The sequence below is a fragment of the Sphaerisporangium sp. NPDC088356 genome (assembly GCF_040685555.1).
GTDB lineage: Bacteria > Actinomycetota > Actinomycetes > Streptosporangiales > Streptosporangiaceae > Sphaerisporangium.
This window is the reverse complement of record NZ_JBFBIK010000065.1, coordinates 27,225-42,063: the sequence shown is the minus strand read 5'-3', so window position 1 is coordinate 42,063 and position 14,839 is coordinate 27,225. Positions and strand designations below refer to the sequence as shown.

The window sequence follows — 14,839 nt, the reverse complement described above, 5'->3', positions numbered from 1 at the left end:
CCGCGACGAGATGGGAGACTCCCAGCTCGTCGGCCGCCGCCCCGGCGGCCTCGGCGTCCCTGCCGACGATCAGCACGCGGGCGCCGGCGTCCGCGAAGACCTTCGCGATGCCCTTGCCGATGCCCTTGGTGCCACCGGTGACGATCACCGACCGTCCGGCCACTGAGGTGAACATACGACTCCTTTAGAGTGATCCACTGAGGTAGCGCTCGGCCAGCTCGCAGCTTCCCCGGGTGTAGCCGGCGCCGAGCTCGCGGGCGACGTCGACCGCCGAGTGGGAGCCGATCCAGGCCACGAGCAGCAGGCGGCGGAACATGATGAAGGTCCAGATCTCGTTCTCGTCGTCCCTCGGCAGGCCGAGGACGCTCCGGTAGCCGCGGACCCAGGAGTCGATCATCTGCGGGACCCGCGGGTGGTGCTCGATGAAGCTGACGGCGGCGCCGAGGTCGTACAGGTACCAGCCGAGCCCGCAGTCGTCGAAGTCGATCACGGTGGTGCCGGACGTACCGTCCACGAGCAGGTTGGCCAGGCGCAGGTCGGCGTGGATGAGCCCGTAGCGCTCCGGTCCCTTGCCGAACCGCTCCAGCCGCTCGCGCAGGGCCCGTTCCAGCCGGGACAGCACGGCGTGCGCCTCCCGGTCGACGCCGGCGCCGTCCTGCCACCTGCCCCAGCGCGGCGCGGGCCCGAACGCCGCCTCGGCGTCCCAGTGGAACCGGGTGAAGGCGGCCGGCCGCGCCCAGCGGCGGGCGTGCAGGTGCATGCGGGCGGTGATCGCGCCGAGCGGCTCGAAGTGCTCGACCAGGCGGTGCTCGGCGGGCTCGCTCCCGGGGACGAACTCGAACATCACGCAGCTGCGCGGCGCGGAGCCCGGGTCCTCGACGGTGACGACCCTCGATCCGTCCAGTGCGGGAAGCACCGCCGGGGTGCGCACGCCGGCCTCGTCGCGCAGCGCCGAGAGCCAGTCGAGCTCGGAGCCGATCGCCTCGCGCGAGTGGTAGCCGAGGCGGTGGACGCGCAGCACGGTGCGGGCGCCCGCGTCGGTGACGAGGAAGGTGGCGTTCTCCGACACGTTGATGAGCCTCACCCGGGCGTCGGGCGAGAGGCCGTAGTGCCGCAGCGCCCGCCGGGCGACCAGCTCGACGCGGGCGAGAACGTCGTCGCCGCCCGACAGGTCATGGACCTCCATGCGCACTCCTCGTGGTCACGGCCGTTTGGTGGTCATGCCTTTTTAGTGGTCACGGCCTTCGACGGCCGAAAGGACGCGGGCGATGGCGTCCCTCGCGGTGCGCACCGACTCGGCGCGCCCGCTGATATAGAGACGGCCGGCGGAGCCGATCATCTGCACGTCCACGAGCGTGATGTCGGGCGCCGCCTTCTCGGCCTCGTTCGCCGCGACGGTGGCGAACAGCGCCGGGGTCATCTCGCAGACCAGGAGCGTCTCCCCCGGCAGGACCATCGAGGCCTGCCTGTTGCGGTTGACGAGGACCGCGTGCTGGTCGGTGATGTCCTCGATGACGTCGGTGTACAGGATCCGGGGTCTGAGCTGGTCGGCGGGCGAGGCGCCGATGCCGTCGAGGATGGCCTGCCCCGCGCGGCGCACGTCCTCCACCGACGAGCCGTGGACCTCCAGCACGCCGAACTGCCGCTCGACGAACAGGATCCCCGGCTCGACGGAGGGCACGGCGCGCAGCGCGAGGTCGATGACGCGCTCGATGGCAAGGCCCGGAGCCACCTCCACGATGAGGGCGTGCTGCCCCTCGTAGGGCGGGTATCCCCTGGCCCGCGTCGGGGCGGCCATCGCGGCGGTGAACTGCCGCCGGAGGTTCTCGATGAGCAGGTAGACCCGGAGCTCGGCCGAGCGGCGCCCCTCCGGCTGCGGCCCGCGCGAGGGGGAGGGCTTCGCGGCGCGGGCGCGGGGTTTCGGGGAGGGCGGGGTCGTGCTCACCGGTCGGGGGGTGCTACTCACCGGTCGAGAGGTTGAAGCCGCGCGCCAGGTCGGCGTGCGGGCGCGGGATGACGTGCACGGAGACGAGCTCGCCGATGTTGGAGGCGGTCTCGGCGCCGGCCTCGGTGGCGGCCTTGACCGCGCCGACGTCCCCGATCACCGTGACCGCCACCAGCCCGGCGCCGACCTGCTCGCGTCCGACGATCGTGACATTGGCGGCCTTCACCATGGCGTCGGCGGCGGCCAGTGCCGCGACGTATCCCTTGGTCTCGATCAGGCCGATCGCGTTGTTTGCCATTGCTGCTCCTTATGCCGTTAAGTCGGGATATCTCGGTTAAGTAGGAATGTCGATCGAGCCGATGATCAGGGCGTCGATCGGCGGGGACTTGTCCACGGGGAACCAGGACGCGGCCACCGAGCCCTGGACGACCAGGACCCGCTCGCCGATACCGCTGCCGAGCACGTCGAAGGCGATCAGCCGTGATCCCCCGTCGAGCTCGACCTCCAGGAACGCGCCGCCGGGGATCCCGTCGATCCTTCTGGTCGCCCAGACACTGGACGTCACCGTGCCGCGCAGCATCAGTCCTCCCTCGTGACGACGAGGCCGGAAGCCCGGACCCTCTCCTTGGCCAGTGGCGTGAGGACGGCGCGGCGCCCGAGGACCAGGCGGGCGCCCGCCCTCGCGGCCTCGGCGACGTGCCGCTCGGTGACCGCCCCCTTCTCGTGCCGCCGCACGGCCGTCTCCCGCTGGGGTACGGCTCGCGCGTCGCCTCCGGCGGTCAGCGCGGCCGGTACGACTCGCGCGTCACCTCCGGCGGTTGGCGCGGCCGGTACGGCTCGCGCGCCGCCTCCAGGGATCAGCGCGGCGGGTATGGCCTGCGCGTCACCGGCGGCGGGCGGCGTGTCGGGGGCGGAGAGGCGGAACCGCAGCCGCCCGTCCCTCAGGGCGGCGGCGCGGGCCGGGTCGCGGGCGAGGTCGAGCACGCGCAGGGCGAAGGCGTTGAGGTCGTCGTCGCTCGCGATCGCCACCGGCTCCGCCTGGTGGCCCGTCTTCCCCGCCGCGTCGCGCAGCATGGGCAGCAGGTCGCGGACGACCTCGCGGACCAGCGCACGCAACTCGTCGCCGCGGATGCCCGCCTGGTCCGGGTGAACGGTCATGCCCTGCTCCAAGGTGAGGCGGTGGAGCCCTCCAGCGCCTGGCGGGCGGCCTCGGCGGCCTGCCGCACGTCGGACTCGCGGCCGGAGAGGTAGACCCGCCCGGTCGCGCCCATCATGCGGTAGTCCACGACCTTGATCTCGGCGGCCTTCTCGGCCTCGTTGACCGCGAGGATGGCGTACGAGGCGGGCTGGCACTCCAGGACGAACAGCGACTCGCCGGGCAGCGCGAGCGACCCGAGCCGGTTCCTGTTGATGAGGAAGGCGTGCTGGCCGTCCAGGCTCGACACGATCTCCGAGGCGAGGATGCGCGGGGGCACCGCGTCGGCCGCGGTGGCCCCGAGCTCGTCCAGCACCGCGTCGGCGGCGGCGCGCACCTCGCCGATCTGCCCGTGGAACTCCAGGTAGCCGAACTGCCGCTCGACGACGAGCACGCCGGCCTTCACCTCGGCGTGCTTGAGCGCCACGTCGGTCAGCGGTTCGATGTCCAGGCCGGGGGCGATCTCGATGATCTGGGCCGCCTGGTTGAGCCGGGGCAGCGCGCCGCGCATCCAGGTGGCGAGGTAGCACATGGTCTGCGGCTGCAGCTGGTCGATGAAGATGAAGGAGCGCAACTCGGCCATGGTCAGGACCTCACCAGGGACGCGAGCTCTTCGAGGATCAGTCGCCTGATCTCGTCACGCAGCTCGTCACCGCGAGCGCCGGCATCCCGCCGCTCATGGGACGCCGGAGCCGTGCGGGCGTTGGACGCCTCGGGGTAGGGGGGCACCGGGCCGCCGGGGGGCGACCACGGATCGAGCCGGTCGAAGCCGCCGAACGGGGCGTCCACGTGATAGGCGACCCGGGTCCAGTTCACCAGGTTGCCCGGCTGGAGGTTCTCCCCCGCCGACGAGCCGCCGACGAAGCCGGTGCCGATGGTCATGGAGATCGGGAGGTTGGTGTCGATCCCCGAGCCGCCCGTGCTGTTGCCCGCGTTCACCGAGATCCGCAGGACCGGCACGGCCGCGCCGTACTCCATGATGGTGGCCGGGTCGGTGCTGTGGATCGCCGCCGAGTGGCCCGCCCCGGCGATGCGCAGCACCGCCCGCGCGGCGTCGATGCCGCGCCGCGCCGAGGGCACGCGCATGAGGCCGAGCACCGGGCAGAGCTTCTCGTGGGCGAGCGGCTCCTCGGGTACGGCCATGTCGAACGGCGCGAGCAGGATCTTCGTACCGGAAGGCACCCGGACCCCCGCCTGCTGGGCGATCCACACCGCGTCCTTGCCGACGAAGCGGGTGTCGAACCGGCCTTCGGGGAACAGCGCGTCGCGCACCCGGTCACGCTCGTCGTCGCTCAGCGGGTGGGCGCCGCGCATGAGCGAGACCAGCCGGTCGGCGACCGCGTCCTCGACGATGAGCACCGACTCGTTGGTGCACAGGATGGAGTTGTCGAAGCTCTTGCTGTCCACGATGTGCCGGGCGGCGGACTCCAGGTCCGCCGTGCGGTCGACCAGCACCGGGACGTTGCCGGGGCCGACGCCGAGCGCCGGGTTGCCGGACCGGTAGGCGGCGCGGACGACCGGTGTCCCGCCCGTCGCGACGATCACGTCCACCCGGGGGTCGGCCATCATCTGCTCGATCATGGGCAGCGCCGGCTCCTCGATCACCTGGACCACCCCGTCGGGGGCGCCGGCGGCCACCGCGGCCTCGGCGAGGGTCCTGGCGGCGTCGGCGCAGCACTCCCTGGCCATCGGATGCGGGCTGATCACGATCGCGTTCCGCGTCATCAGCGCGAGGAGGATCTTGAAGTAGACCGTGGCCACCGGGTTGGTCGAGGGGGTCAGGGCGAAGACGACTCCGGCCGGCCTCGGGATCGAGAGGATCTTGTCGGCGGCGTCGGCACGCGGGGACACGTAGTCGTGATCCGCGTAGGCCTCGACGAGGCCGGTCGAGCAGGCCAGGTTCTTGAGCGCCTTGTGCTCGGCGACGCCGAACCCGGTCTCCCGCACGGCCCACTCGGCGTAGCGCACGGCGTTCGCGGCGGCCACGCGGGCGACGGCCGCGACGATGCGGTCCACGGCCGCCTTGTCGTAGCGGGCGTACGCGCGGGCGGCCCACCGTGCCCGCTCCAGCATCACGGGGCCACGGTCCGCCGGACGGGTCGCGGCGGCGTTGCCTCTCGCGGCGTTTACCGGACTGTTCACCGGCCTGTTCACCGGGCCTCCTTCGCGGCCCGCGCGATCGCGACGGCCGTACGATCCAGCAGTTCCTCGGCCAGCGACGGGTCGAGCAGGATGCCTGGTTTGTACTGCAGCACCCGGGGATCCAGGGTGGAGAAGATCGCCCAGACCCCGTTCTCGTACAGATGCCTCATGACGTACTTCGCGCCCTCAGGATGATCGAACTCCAGGCCGATGACCAGGCCGTTCTGCCGGATGCCGGTGAACCAGCCGGGGTTGTCCGCGCGGATGTCCGAAAGACCCCGGCCGACGAGGTCGCTGATGTAGTGCACGATCGAGCGGGTCTCGAGGCGGGCGCAGATCTCCAGCGTCTTCAGCGCGGTGACGCAGCCGAGCTCCGCGCCGCCGAAGGAGGCCATGTGCGCGAAGCCGTCCTCGGTCAGCCATCCCGCGCAGCGCTCGCTGACCAGCACGGCGGCGATGGGGTACAGGCCGCCGGAGATCCCCTTGCCGGTGACCAGGATGTCAGGCCGGATCCCGTGCTTGGTGATGGCCCACAGCTCCCCGGTGCGCATGAGCCCGGTCTGCACCTCGTCGGCGATGTACAGGGCGTCGTGGGTCTCGCACAGGCGCTTCACGCTCTCCAGGTATCCCGGCTCCGGCAGCGGGAAGCCGTACGTCGCGGGGATCGTCTCCATGATCACGGCGGCGACGTCCCTGCCCCGCAGCGCCTGGTCCATGGCGTCCAGGTCGTTGAACGGCACGTGGACGAACTCCTCCGGCCGGTCGGACAGGAAGAGCTTGGAGAACCGGTCGTCGCCGGTGCCGACGGCCAGCCCGGTGTGCCCGTGGTAGGCCTTGACGATCGAGACGATCTTGCGCTTGCCCGTCGCGTGGCGGGCGGTCTTGAGCGCGATGTCGATGGCCTCGCCGCCGCCGCTGGCGTAGATGACCTTGCTCAGCCCTTCCGGGCCGGTGGTGATCAGCGCCTCCGCCAGGGCCGTGCGGGCCAGGGACGGGAAGTGATGGTTGCCGATGTCGAAATGGTCCATGGCGTGCCTCAGAGCGGCCAGGACCTCCGGGTTGCGGTGGCCGACGTTGTAGGTGCCGCCGTTGAGGTGGACGTCGATCAGGCGCTTGCCGGAGACGTCGTACAGGAAGTAGCCCTCCCTGCGGTCGATGACCAGGGGCACTCCGGAGTCGATCCAGAACTGCGTCTTCCCCGGGTTCCAGTACGCCAGGGACTTCTCGAGAACCTCGTCCTTTGACGCGAAGGAGAACAACCCGTAGTCCAGCATCCCGGTCCCATCGGTTCGGTCTACTAATCGGTAGGACCGAATACTTCACCAGGCCGACCTTATGCGTCAATGGTCCATTTTGTGAGGATTCGGAAACACGGAAGGTATTGCTTTGGGCTGGCCATAAATGGCAGCATTTGCGCACCTCGCGTGACCTCGCCCCACGTCGAGAGCGTCCCCACCAGGAGGCCGACCGGTGTGCACCACTGAGCAGAAACCGCCACCCCACGCCCCCCTGAGCTCCGGCGAGTTCGACCAGGGCCCATTCGGTCTGACCACGGTCACCTTCGCGGCCGTCGCCGACGTGGCGCCCTCTACGCCATCCCAGTACGACGCTGGTTCCCCCGGAAGGGCACAGTCTTGAGCACCACTGATAACCAGGCGACGGCGGCGACCCCCGCGACCCCGGGCGTGAACCGCCTCCGCAAGGACGCCGTCGGCCTGCTCGGCGTCATCTTCATGGCGGTCGCCACCGCCGCCCCCATCACCGCCATGACCGGCAACGTCCCCATCGCGCTTGGCTTCGGCAACGGCCTCGGCGTCCCGGCGGGCTACCTGGTCGCGACCATCGTCCTCACCGTGTTCTCGGTGGGGTATGTCGCGATGGCCAAGCACATCACCTCGGCCGGCGCCTTCTACGGGTACATCTCCCACGGCCTCGGGCAGGTGGCCGGCATGGTCGCCGGCCTGCTGGCCACCATGGCGTACGTCGTGTTCGAGGCCTCGATCATCGGCTTCTTCGCCTACTCGGCCAACGACACCTTCAAGTCGCTGGCGAGGGTGGACGTCCACTGGCTCTGGTTCGCCTTCTTCGGCCTCGCGCTGAACGCCGCCCTCACGTACTTCGACATCAACCTGACCGCCAAGGTCCTCGGCGTCTTCCTGGTCACCGAGATCCTCATGCTGGGCCTCACCGCGACCGTGACGCTCTTCCACGGCGGCGGCCCCGACGGGCTGATGGCCGGCTCGCTCAACCCGGTCAACGCCTTCAAGACCACCGGCCTGGCGGCCGGCGCGGTCGGGCTCGGGCTGTTCATGTGCTTCTGGTCGTGGGTCGGCTTCGAGTCCACCGCGATGTACGGCGAGGAGTCCCGTGACCCCAAGCGGATCGTCCCCAGGGCCACCCTGGTCTCCGTGGTCGGAATCGGGCTGTTCTACACCTTCGTCTCCTGGATGACCGTCGCGGCCAGCGGTGTCAGGGCACCCGAGATCGCGGCCAAGGAGTTCGCCGGGGTCTTCTTCAACCCCACCCGGGAACTCATCGGCGTGTGGGCCGTCGACCTGTTCAAGATCCTGATCCTGACCGGGTCGTTCGCCTGCTCGATGGCCTTCCACAACTGCGCCTCGCGCTACCTGTACGCGCTCGGCCGTGAGGACCTGATCCCCGGCACCGCCCGCACCCTCGGGCGCACCCACGCCAAGCACGGCTCCCCGCACATCGCCGGCTTCGTGCAGACCGCCGTCTCGGTCGTGCTGGTCCTCGCGTTCTTCATCGGCGGCATGGACCCCTACGTGCACATGTACACGCTGCTCGCCGTGCTCGGCACGCTCGCGATCCTGGTCGTCCAGTCGCTGTGCTCGTTCTCGGTGATCGGCTACTTCCACGTCAAGAAGAAGCACCCGGAGACGGCCAACGTCTGGCGCACGCTGGTCGCCCCCCTGGCCGGAGGGCTGGCGATGCTCTACGTGGTCTTCCTGCTCTTCCAGAACCAGGAGGCCGCCGCCGGAGACGCGTCCAAGACACTGCTGTTCAGGCTCATCCCGTGGATCGTGGTCGGCTTCGCCGTCGCCGGCGCCGCCCTCGCTCTCTACCTGAGGGCCAGAAAGCCACTCAAGTACGACATCATCGGGCGCATCGTGCTGGAGGAGACCGTCGAGCGCGACTGACGACATCGAGGACCGGGTCGCCGCCGCCGAAGGAGAAATCGAATGATCATCTCGTACGACCTCGATCCGGACGCCGATCCGGCGGGCCTCACCTACACCTTCGGCGGCACCGCGCCGGTGATGTCGGTGCGGCCCGGTACGGTCCTGTCGACCTGGACCCGTGACTGCTTCGCGGGGCGGGTCACCTCGGTGAGCGACCGGGTCTCCGAGGTCTGCGATCCGCGGTTCATCAACCCGCAGACGGGCCCCTTCTACGTGGAGGGGGCCGAGCCCGGCGACACGCTCGCGGTCCACTTCGTCAGCGTCGAGCCGAGGGAGGCGCGGGGCGTCAGCACGACCGTCCCCTTCTTCGGCTCGCTGACCGGCACCGGGACGACGGCCCTGCTGCACGAGGCGCTGCCCGAGCGCACGTGGATCTACGAGATCGACAGGGAGGCCAGGCTCGTCCGGTACAGCGCGCTCGACTCCCCGTACGAGGTGGACCTGCCGCTCGACCCGATGCACGGCACGGTCGGCGTCGCCCCAGCACTCGGCGAGGTCCGCAGCTCCCTGACGCCCGGCGACTGGGGCGGCAACATGGACACCCCGGAGATGCGCGCCGGCATCACCTGCTACCTCGGGGTCAACGTCGAGGGCGCGATGTTCTCGTTCGGTGACGGTCACGCCCGGCAGGGAGAGGGCGAGACCTGCGGGGTGGCCGTCGAGACGGCCATGGACACCGTGGTGATCATCGACCTGATCAAGGGTGCCCCCTGCGCCTGGCCCCGGCTGGAGAGCGACGACTTCATCATCACCACCGGCTCGACCAAGCCCCTGGAGGACGCCTTCCGGATCGCGCACGCGGAGATGACGAAGTGGCTGGCGGCGGAGACGGGCCTGTCCCTGCTCGACGCCTACCAGCTGGTCTCGCAGGCCGTCCTCACCCCGGTGGCCAACGTGGTCGACACCGTCTACACGATGACCGCGAAGCTGCCGAAGGCCGTGCTCAAGGGCGTCATGCCGATGGGCGGCACCCACGCCCGCCTGCGGGCGATGGCGGCGGCGCTGTAACGGGCCCCGCGAACGGTGGCGCCCGGCTTCGTCCAGACCGACATGACCAACGAGCACCTGAAGTCGCCACGGGGTGACGCGGTGCGCGCCCAGAGCCCGTTCGGCCGGGTGGGCCTGCCCGAGGAGATCGCCGCCGCCGTCCTCTACCTGGCCTCCCCCGCGGCCGAATGGACCAGCGGCACCATCATCGACCTCAACGGGGCCTCCTACCTGCGGACCTAGGCGCCCTGGACGCACACCCGCCCCCGGCGGCGGGCGAGGCGGCGTCCCTGTCCCGGCGGCGATACGTAAACCGCCCGATGTACGAAATAGGCGGAGGTTCTACCGTCTGCGGCGTCGAGAGCCCTTTCAGGGAAGGTGAGCCCATGCGCGTGCCGACCGTCCTCCTCTCCGTCTTACTCCCCGCCGTCCTCCTGGCCACCACCGCCGCGACGCCCTCCGCGGCGAGCGCCGCCGCCGGGGCCAAACCGCCGCCGAGTCCGGTGAAGGTCGTTTACCAGCGAGCGTCCTTCCACTCCGGCACCGCCGAGGGCGTGACCGCCGGTCGCGGCCTCGCCTTCGCCTCCCCTGTGGGGACGACCTCCTACACCGACGCGCTCGGCACCAAGGACTGGGAGTACGCCCGCTGGACCGGCAAGGAGCGGCGGATCGGCTTCGCCGCCACCGAGCTGGTCGCCTCCTGGACGGCGGACACGCCGCCCGGGAGCTGGCTGCAGGTCGAGATGCGCGGCCGCCACACGGCCGGGCTGACCAAGTGGTACGTGATGGGCCGCTGGGCCTACGGCGAGTCCGACATCCGCCGCACCTCGTTGCCGGGCCAGCGGGACGCCGACGGCACCGTCTCCGTCGACACCTTCGTCGCCGCGGCGGGCAAGGCCATCACCGCGTACCAGCTGCGGGTCACGCTGCATCGCACGCCGGGCTCGGCGGTGATCCCCGAGGTCAGGACCCTCGGCGCGATGGCCTCCGCCGTACCGGAACGCGCCACCGTGCCGGTCAGCCCCTCGGGCGGCGCGTGGGGAACCGAGCTGAACGTGCCCCGCCGCTCCCAGAACGTCCACCGCGGCCACTACCCCGAGTGGGACGGCGGCGGCGAGGCGTGGTGCAGCCCGACGTCGACCACCATGGTCCTCGGTTACTGGGGCAGGTGGCCGAGCGCCGAGGACACCTCCTGGGTCGACCCGTCCGACCCGAACCCCGAGGTCGACTACGCCGCCCGGTACACCTACGACCACGCCTACCAGGGTGCGGGCAACTGGCCCTTCAACACCGCCTACGCCGGCCGCTACGGCCTGGAGGGCTTCGTGACCCGGCTGCGGTCGCTCACCGAGATGGAACGCCTGATCAAGGCCGGCATCCCGGTGATCACCTCCCAGTCGTTCCAGGAGAGCGAGCTGCCCGGCGCCGGCTACGGCACCAACGGCCACCTCATGGTGATCATCGGCTTCACCGCCACGGGCGACGTGATCGCCAACGACCCGGCCTCGCCGAACAACGACGCCGTACGCCACGTCTACCCGCGAGCCAACTTCGAGAACGTCTGGCTCCGCAGCACCGGCAGCGGCGGCATCGTCTACGTCATCCATCCGCCAGGGCACAAGCTGCCCAGGACCACACCGGGGCTGCCCGCCAACTGGTGACCCCTTCCGGGTGCGGCGGCCCCTCCGGGGTTCGCCGCACCTCGGCCCCCAAACCGCGGTCCGGTCACGGGCCAAGCGGTCGCCGGCGGCCAACGGCGCCGAGGTCACCGCGAGGAACGACCCGATGGTGCACGACAGCGAGGCCACCGCGTGACTCAGGCCGTACCCGTACAGCCGGCTTCCCTTTGAGCTACAACTGACGCAGCACCTGCATGGCGTCCTTCTCAATGCGCCGCAGCTGAACGAACGGACCTTTCCCGCCACCCTGGACGAGTTGCTGGCCGAGTGCGCGGCCAACGGGCAGCACCGTTCCACCCCGCTGATCCTGCAGTACGGCCCTGGTGACTACGCGTGCCTGCACCAGGACATCTACGGCGTCTTCCCGCTGCAGATTGCCATCATGCTCAATCAGCCTGGCGAAGACTTCACCGGTGGGGAGAACAGGCTGGGGGTTGTCGCGGGCACTCGCCGAGGCCCCGCAGCCGCCGGACGGCGGGCATCGGCGCTCCTCAGTCCAGTATGAAGGTGCCGCCTGCGGTCGTCGCCAGGTCCGTTCCGAGGGCGGCTGCCGGTGTCCAGGACCCGGGCCTGCCGACGCCACGGGCCAGCAGTTCGGTGACGGTGGCGGTGACGTCGGCCGTGAAGTCCATGCCGTCGCCGGCGCGGAGCCATCCCTCGTGCCGGGTGCCGTCCGTCCACTCGACGACGGCGTGCCCCCAGGAGTGCTTGCGCGGACGGGGTGCGGCCTTCACCGGGACCCGGCCGAGCCGGTCGACGGCGAGGCGTCGCAGCGCCGGAACGGACAACAGGCGGCCGAGCAGCGGGAGCAGGGCACCTATCAGCGGAGCGGTCGGCGCGAGAGCGGAAGTGGGGGTGACGAACGGTGCTCCGCTCACCGCATGCGCCGCGATGAGCTCGCCGGACGAGACACCTGCCGACTTCGCCGACTCCCCGTCCGGGAAGGTGAGTTGCTGCGGGTCGGCGCCGAGGCGCGACGTCATCAGCCGCCCGTTCTCGTACCGCCGTCCGCCGGCGGTGAGCACGTCCACGATGCTGGCCGCCAAGGCGGCACCGAGGACGCCCGCCTCGACGGCCACCGAGGCCACGGCGTCGACCCGCACCCGGTGCGGCGTGGGCCGGCCTTCGCACAGCTTCGCTACCACAGCCTCCGTCGCCAGCACGCCGAATCCGGCGCCGGTGACCAGGGTGCTGCCCGCCCGCACCGCTTCGTCGTGCAGGGCGAGCAGCCGGTTCACGGCGACCACGTCGTTGGCTTGGTCGACGTAGTGGCCGCCGGGCATGCAGGCACGGGCGATCACCGGTGCCGTGGTGGCGAAGGCGCCCATCGTGTTCACCACCACCCGCGGGCGCTCCCGGACGATCTCGTCCGCGATCCGCTCAGCCGAGTCGGCGACGACGACCTTCGCGTCCCCGGGCAGACCGGCTTCGGCCCCGGCGGCGGCCAGCCGCTCCCGGCTGCGCCCGACCGGCACGACCGTCAGCCCCCGCGCGGCCAGTCGCGCGGTCACGCCCCGGCCCACACGGCCGGTCGCCCCGACTATCCATACCTCGTCGTTCGTCCTGCTCTCGCCTGTCGTCCCGCCGGTCCCGCTGGTCTCAGTCATGCGAACGTCACCCTGCCTGCTCCGGGCCGCACCGGGGACGGGCGCCCCCAGTGATGACACAGTGTGTCGTGAGTACAGGCTAGCACTGACGACACAGTGGGACATCACCTGTTACAGTCAACCTATGGCGAGGTGGGATCCGGGTGCCGAGGAGCGCCTGAAGCGGGCGGCTATCGAGCTGTACCTGGAGCGCGGCTACGACAACGTGACGGTGACCCATATCGCCGAGCGGGCCGGACTCACCCGGCGCTCCTACTTCCGCTACTTCCCGGACAAGCGAGAGGTCCTGTTCGCCGGCTCAGAGCGCCTGCCCCCGGCACTGGCGGAGGCAGTCCTAACGGCAGACCCGAACGCGACTCCGCTCGCTGCCGCCCTGGATGCGCTGGCGCGAGTCGGCGCCCAGCTCGTCGAGCACGTGGACGGCGCAGCGGAGCGCCGGGCGGTGATCGACGCCAGCCCGGAGCTGCAGGAGCGCGAACGGACCAAAACGGCCGCGATCACCGAGGCGATCCGCGACGCCCTGAAGCAACGCCAGGTGAACGCCGGGACGGCCGAATTGGTCGCGCAGCTCGCCACGGTGGCCTTTCAGAACGCCTTCCGGCTCTGGATCGAGACCACAGGGCATGCGAGTTTTGGCAGCTGCCTGCACACGGTGACCGACGAACTGCGAGCCGCCCTCGCCGGGATGTGAGAAGGACGTCTGCCCAGTGCCATAACTGATCGCTTCAGGGCGGGGCCGACGTCTCCACCTGCCCAACTTCTTGACCACTGCCGCCGAACCCTTGTAAAGCACCAGAGTGGCCAACTGGTATGCACAGTCATAATCTCACAGAGCGTCACCGCTCGTTGCCGTCAACAGCTCAGTGACGCTCTCATCGACCGCGAGATCCGCCTGAACGTGGACGGCCTCGTCTTCGACCCCGCCAACGAAGCCGGGCGCAGCGTCTTCGACACCTACCTCCTCGCCGCCGACTGCCACACCGAACTCGCCCAGCAGCGCGGCCGCGACACACCGGGTGCAGATGCGCGCAGCAGCTGAATGCGCCTCCTGAAAGGCTTCGACCGCATCGTCGACGCGCAACACGGTGAGCGCGCCGCTGGTGTTCGGCGAAGGCGCGCACCGGGCCGGGCATGGTGCCGGTGGGCACGAAGGCCGAGCTGAGGAACGGCAGGAAGATTAGCGGGCCGAGCAGCGCTCGGTCCGCGAAGCCGGCTAGGGCGTCATGGTCGGGGTGGTGGCGGGGGTGCGGAGGGCGTCGGTGAGGACGCTTCTGGCCTGGCGGACGACGGCCTCGTCGACGAAGCGGCCGTCCGGGAGGGCCACGGCGCCGACTCCGGCCGCCGCGACGACCTCGTTGGCCGCCGTGACCTCCTCTTCGGTCGGGCGGTAGGCGGCCTCGATGACCGGGAGCTGGGCCGGGTGGATGGCGGCCCGGCCGCGAAAGCCCATGGAACGGCCGACCCGGCACGACTCGGCCAGGCCTTCCAGGTCGTGGAAGTCGGTGTAGACCGACTGGACGGGCGCGGGCAGCCCGGCCGCGCGGGCGGCGACGACCAGCCGCGACCGTGCCCAGGCCAGCCCCGCCTCGTCGCTGACGCCCAGGTCGGCGCGCAGGTCCGCCTCGCCCAGGCCGACGCTCGCCACCGCCGGGTCGGCCGAGGCGATCTCGTAGGCCCGTTCGAGGCCGAGGGCCGAATCGATGAGCGGGTGCAGCGCGACGCCCGGCACGGCCTTGGCGACGTCGCGAACGTCGACGGCCGACTCGACCTTCGGCACCCGGATGCCGGCCGTGCCCGAGCACAGCGCGCCGATGGCCCGCAGGTCCGCCTGGCCGCAGGCCGTGCGCACGTCGTTGATCCTGATCTGGACGCGCGGCTGCGGGGAGGCGAGCAGCCCCACGACCTCCGCCCGCGCCTGGACCTTGGCGTCCGCCGCGACGGCGTCCTCCAAGTCGACGATCACCACGTCGGCGGTCCCTGCCAGTGCCTTGGCCACCAGCGCCGGCCTGTCGGCGGGCGCGTACAGGAAGGTCAGCACGACCCCACTCCCCTCGCGAATACGTACAGAAAGATCAGCACGG

The 14,839-nt window shown here is 70.8% G+C and carries 18 protein-coding genes; 6 read left to right on the top strand and 12 right to left on the bottom strand.

The genetic code is table 11. The features are described 5' to 3' along the window. From AB0O34_RS23045 to AB0O34_RS23005, 9 genes are all read right to left on the bottom strand, one after another. A partial coding sequence (locus tag AB0O34_RS23045; protein ID WP_363918451.1) for an SDR family NAD(P)-dependent oxidoreductase occupies positions 1 to 175 on the bottom strand: 175 nt, incomplete at its 3' end. Between the two features lie 9 nt (positions 176 to 184). Beyond that, positions 185 to 1,186 carry a phosphotransferase gene (locus tag AB0O34_RS23040; protein ID WP_363918445.1) on the bottom strand — a complete coding sequence of 334 codons (1,002 nt, stop codon included), beginning with the start codon at positions 1,184 to 1,186 and terminating at the stop codon, positions 185 to 187. Between the two features lie 42 nt (positions 1,187 to 1,228). After that, positions 1,229 to 1,945, bottom strand: a complete 717-nt coding sequence (locus tag AB0O34_RS23035; RefSeq protein WP_363918443.1) for a microcompartment protein — start codon at positions 1,943 to 1,945, stop codon at positions 1,229 to 1,231. A 13-nt stretch (positions 1,946 to 1,958) separates the two neighbouring features. After that, entirely contained in the window at positions 1,959 to 2,243 is a 285-nt protein-coding gene (locus AB0O34_RS23030) for a BMC domain-containing protein (protein WP_363918441.1), read from the bottom strand. 36 nt (positions 2,244 to 2,279) lie between these two features. After that, complete coding sequence (locus tag AB0O34_RS23025) at positions 2,280 to 2,525, bottom strand: EutN/CcmL family microcompartment protein (protein ID WP_363918440.1); 246 nt, start codon at positions 2,523 to 2,525, stop codon at positions 2,280 to 2,282. Then, positions 2,525 to 3,103 carry a hypothetical protein gene (locus AB0O34_RS23020; protein ID WP_363918438.1) on the bottom strand — a complete coding sequence of 193 codons (579 nt, stop codon included), beginning with the start codon at positions 3,101 to 3,103 and terminating at the stop codon, positions 2,525 to 2,527. The genes AB0O34_RS23025 and AB0O34_RS23020 overlap by 1 nt, the downstream gene beginning before the upstream one ends. Continuing rightward, positions 3,100 to 3,723: a BMC domain-containing protein gene (locus AB0O34_RS23015; RefSeq protein ID WP_363918436.1), complete on the bottom strand. Its 624-nt coding sequence runs from the start codon at positions 3,721 to 3,723 to the stop codon at positions 3,100 to 3,102. The genes AB0O34_RS23020 and AB0O34_RS23015 overlap by 4 nt, the downstream gene beginning before the upstream one ends. Positions 3,724 to 3,725: 2 nt before the next feature. Next, entirely contained in the window at positions 3,726 to 5,294 is a 1,569-nt protein-coding gene (locus AB0O34_RS23010) for an aldehyde dehydrogenase family protein (protein WP_363918434.1), read from the bottom strand. Next, entirely contained in the window at positions 5,291 to 6,556 is a 1,266-nt protein-coding gene (locus AB0O34_RS23005) for an aminotransferase class III-fold pyridoxal phosphate-dependent enzyme (RefSeq protein ID WP_363918432.1), read from the bottom strand. Before AB0O34_RS23005 ends, AB0O34_RS23010 begins: the two co-directional genes overlap by 4 nt. A gap of 360 nt (positions 6,557 to 6,916) precedes the next feature. Here AB0O34_RS23005 and AB0O34_RS23000 point away from each other — a divergent pair, with 360 nt between their 5' ends. The 5 genes from AB0O34_RS23000 (at position 6,917) to AB0O34_RS22980 (ending at position 11,656) form a co-directional block, all read left to right on the top strand. Further along, positions 6,917 to 8,443, top strand: a complete 1,527-nt coding sequence (locus tag AB0O34_RS23000) for an APC family permease (RefSeq protein ID WP_363918431.1) — start codon at positions 6,917 to 6,919, stop codon at positions 8,441 to 8,443. 42 nt (positions 8,444 to 8,485) lie between these two features. Beyond that, positions 8,486 to 9,493: an acetamidase/formamidase family protein gene (locus tag AB0O34_RS22995; protein ID WP_363918429.1), complete on the top strand. Its 1,008-nt coding sequence runs from the start codon at positions 8,486 to 8,488 to the stop codon at positions 9,491 to 9,493. Positions 9,494 to 9,508: 15 nt separating this feature from the next. Continuing rightward, on the top strand, positions 9,509 to 9,715 hold the full coding sequence (locus tag AB0O34_RS22990) for an SDR family oxidoreductase (protein WP_363918428.1): 207 nt from the start codon (positions 9,509 to 9,511) through the stop codon (positions 9,713 to 9,715). Positions 9,716 to 9,858: 143 nt separating this feature from the next. Next, positions 9,859 to 11,133 carry a C39 family peptidase gene (locus tag AB0O34_RS22985; protein WP_363918426.1) on the top strand — a complete coding sequence of 425 codons (1,275 nt, stop codon included), beginning with the start codon at positions 9,859 to 9,861 and terminating at the stop codon, positions 11,131 to 11,133. Between the two features lie 196 nt (positions 11,134 to 11,329). Then, positions 11,330 to 11,656: a 2OG-Fe(II) oxygenase gene (locus tag AB0O34_RS22980; protein WP_363918449.1), complete on the top strand. Its 327-nt coding sequence runs from the start codon at positions 11,330 to 11,332 to the stop codon at positions 11,654 to 11,656. Here AB0O34_RS22980 and AB0O34_RS22975 read toward each other — a convergent pair. After that, a complete protein-coding gene (locus tag AB0O34_RS22975; RefSeq protein ID WP_363918424.1) occupies positions 11,643 to 12,758 on the bottom strand; it encodes a saccharopine dehydrogenase NADP-binding domain-containing protein in 1,116 nt (371 codons plus the stop codon). The genes AB0O34_RS22980 and AB0O34_RS22975 overlap by 14 nt on opposite strands. 124 nt (positions 12,759 to 12,882) lie before the next feature. Between AB0O34_RS22975 and AB0O34_RS22970 the strand changes: the two genes are divergently transcribed. Further along, the gene (locus AB0O34_RS22970) at positions 12,883 to 13,449 is read left to right on the top strand and encodes a helix-turn-helix domain-containing protein (protein ID WP_363918423.1); all 567 of its coding nucleotides are present in this window, start codon (positions 12,883 to 12,885) and stop codon (positions 13,447 to 13,449) included. A 135-nt stretch (positions 13,450 to 13,584) separates the two neighbouring features. Here AB0O34_RS22970 and AB0O34_RS22965 read toward each other — a convergent pair whose 3' ends face one another. After that, positions 13,585 to 13,842 carry a hypothetical protein gene (locus AB0O34_RS22965; protein ID WP_363918421.1) on the bottom strand — a complete coding sequence of 86 codons (258 nt, stop codon included), beginning with the start codon at positions 13,840 to 13,842 and terminating at the stop codon, positions 13,585 to 13,587. A 129-nt stretch (positions 13,843 to 13,971) separates the two neighbouring features. Then, positions 13,972 to 14,839: CoA ester lyase (locus tag AB0O34_RS22960; protein WP_363918420.1), on the bottom strand; the 868-nt coding region annotated here is incomplete at its 5' end.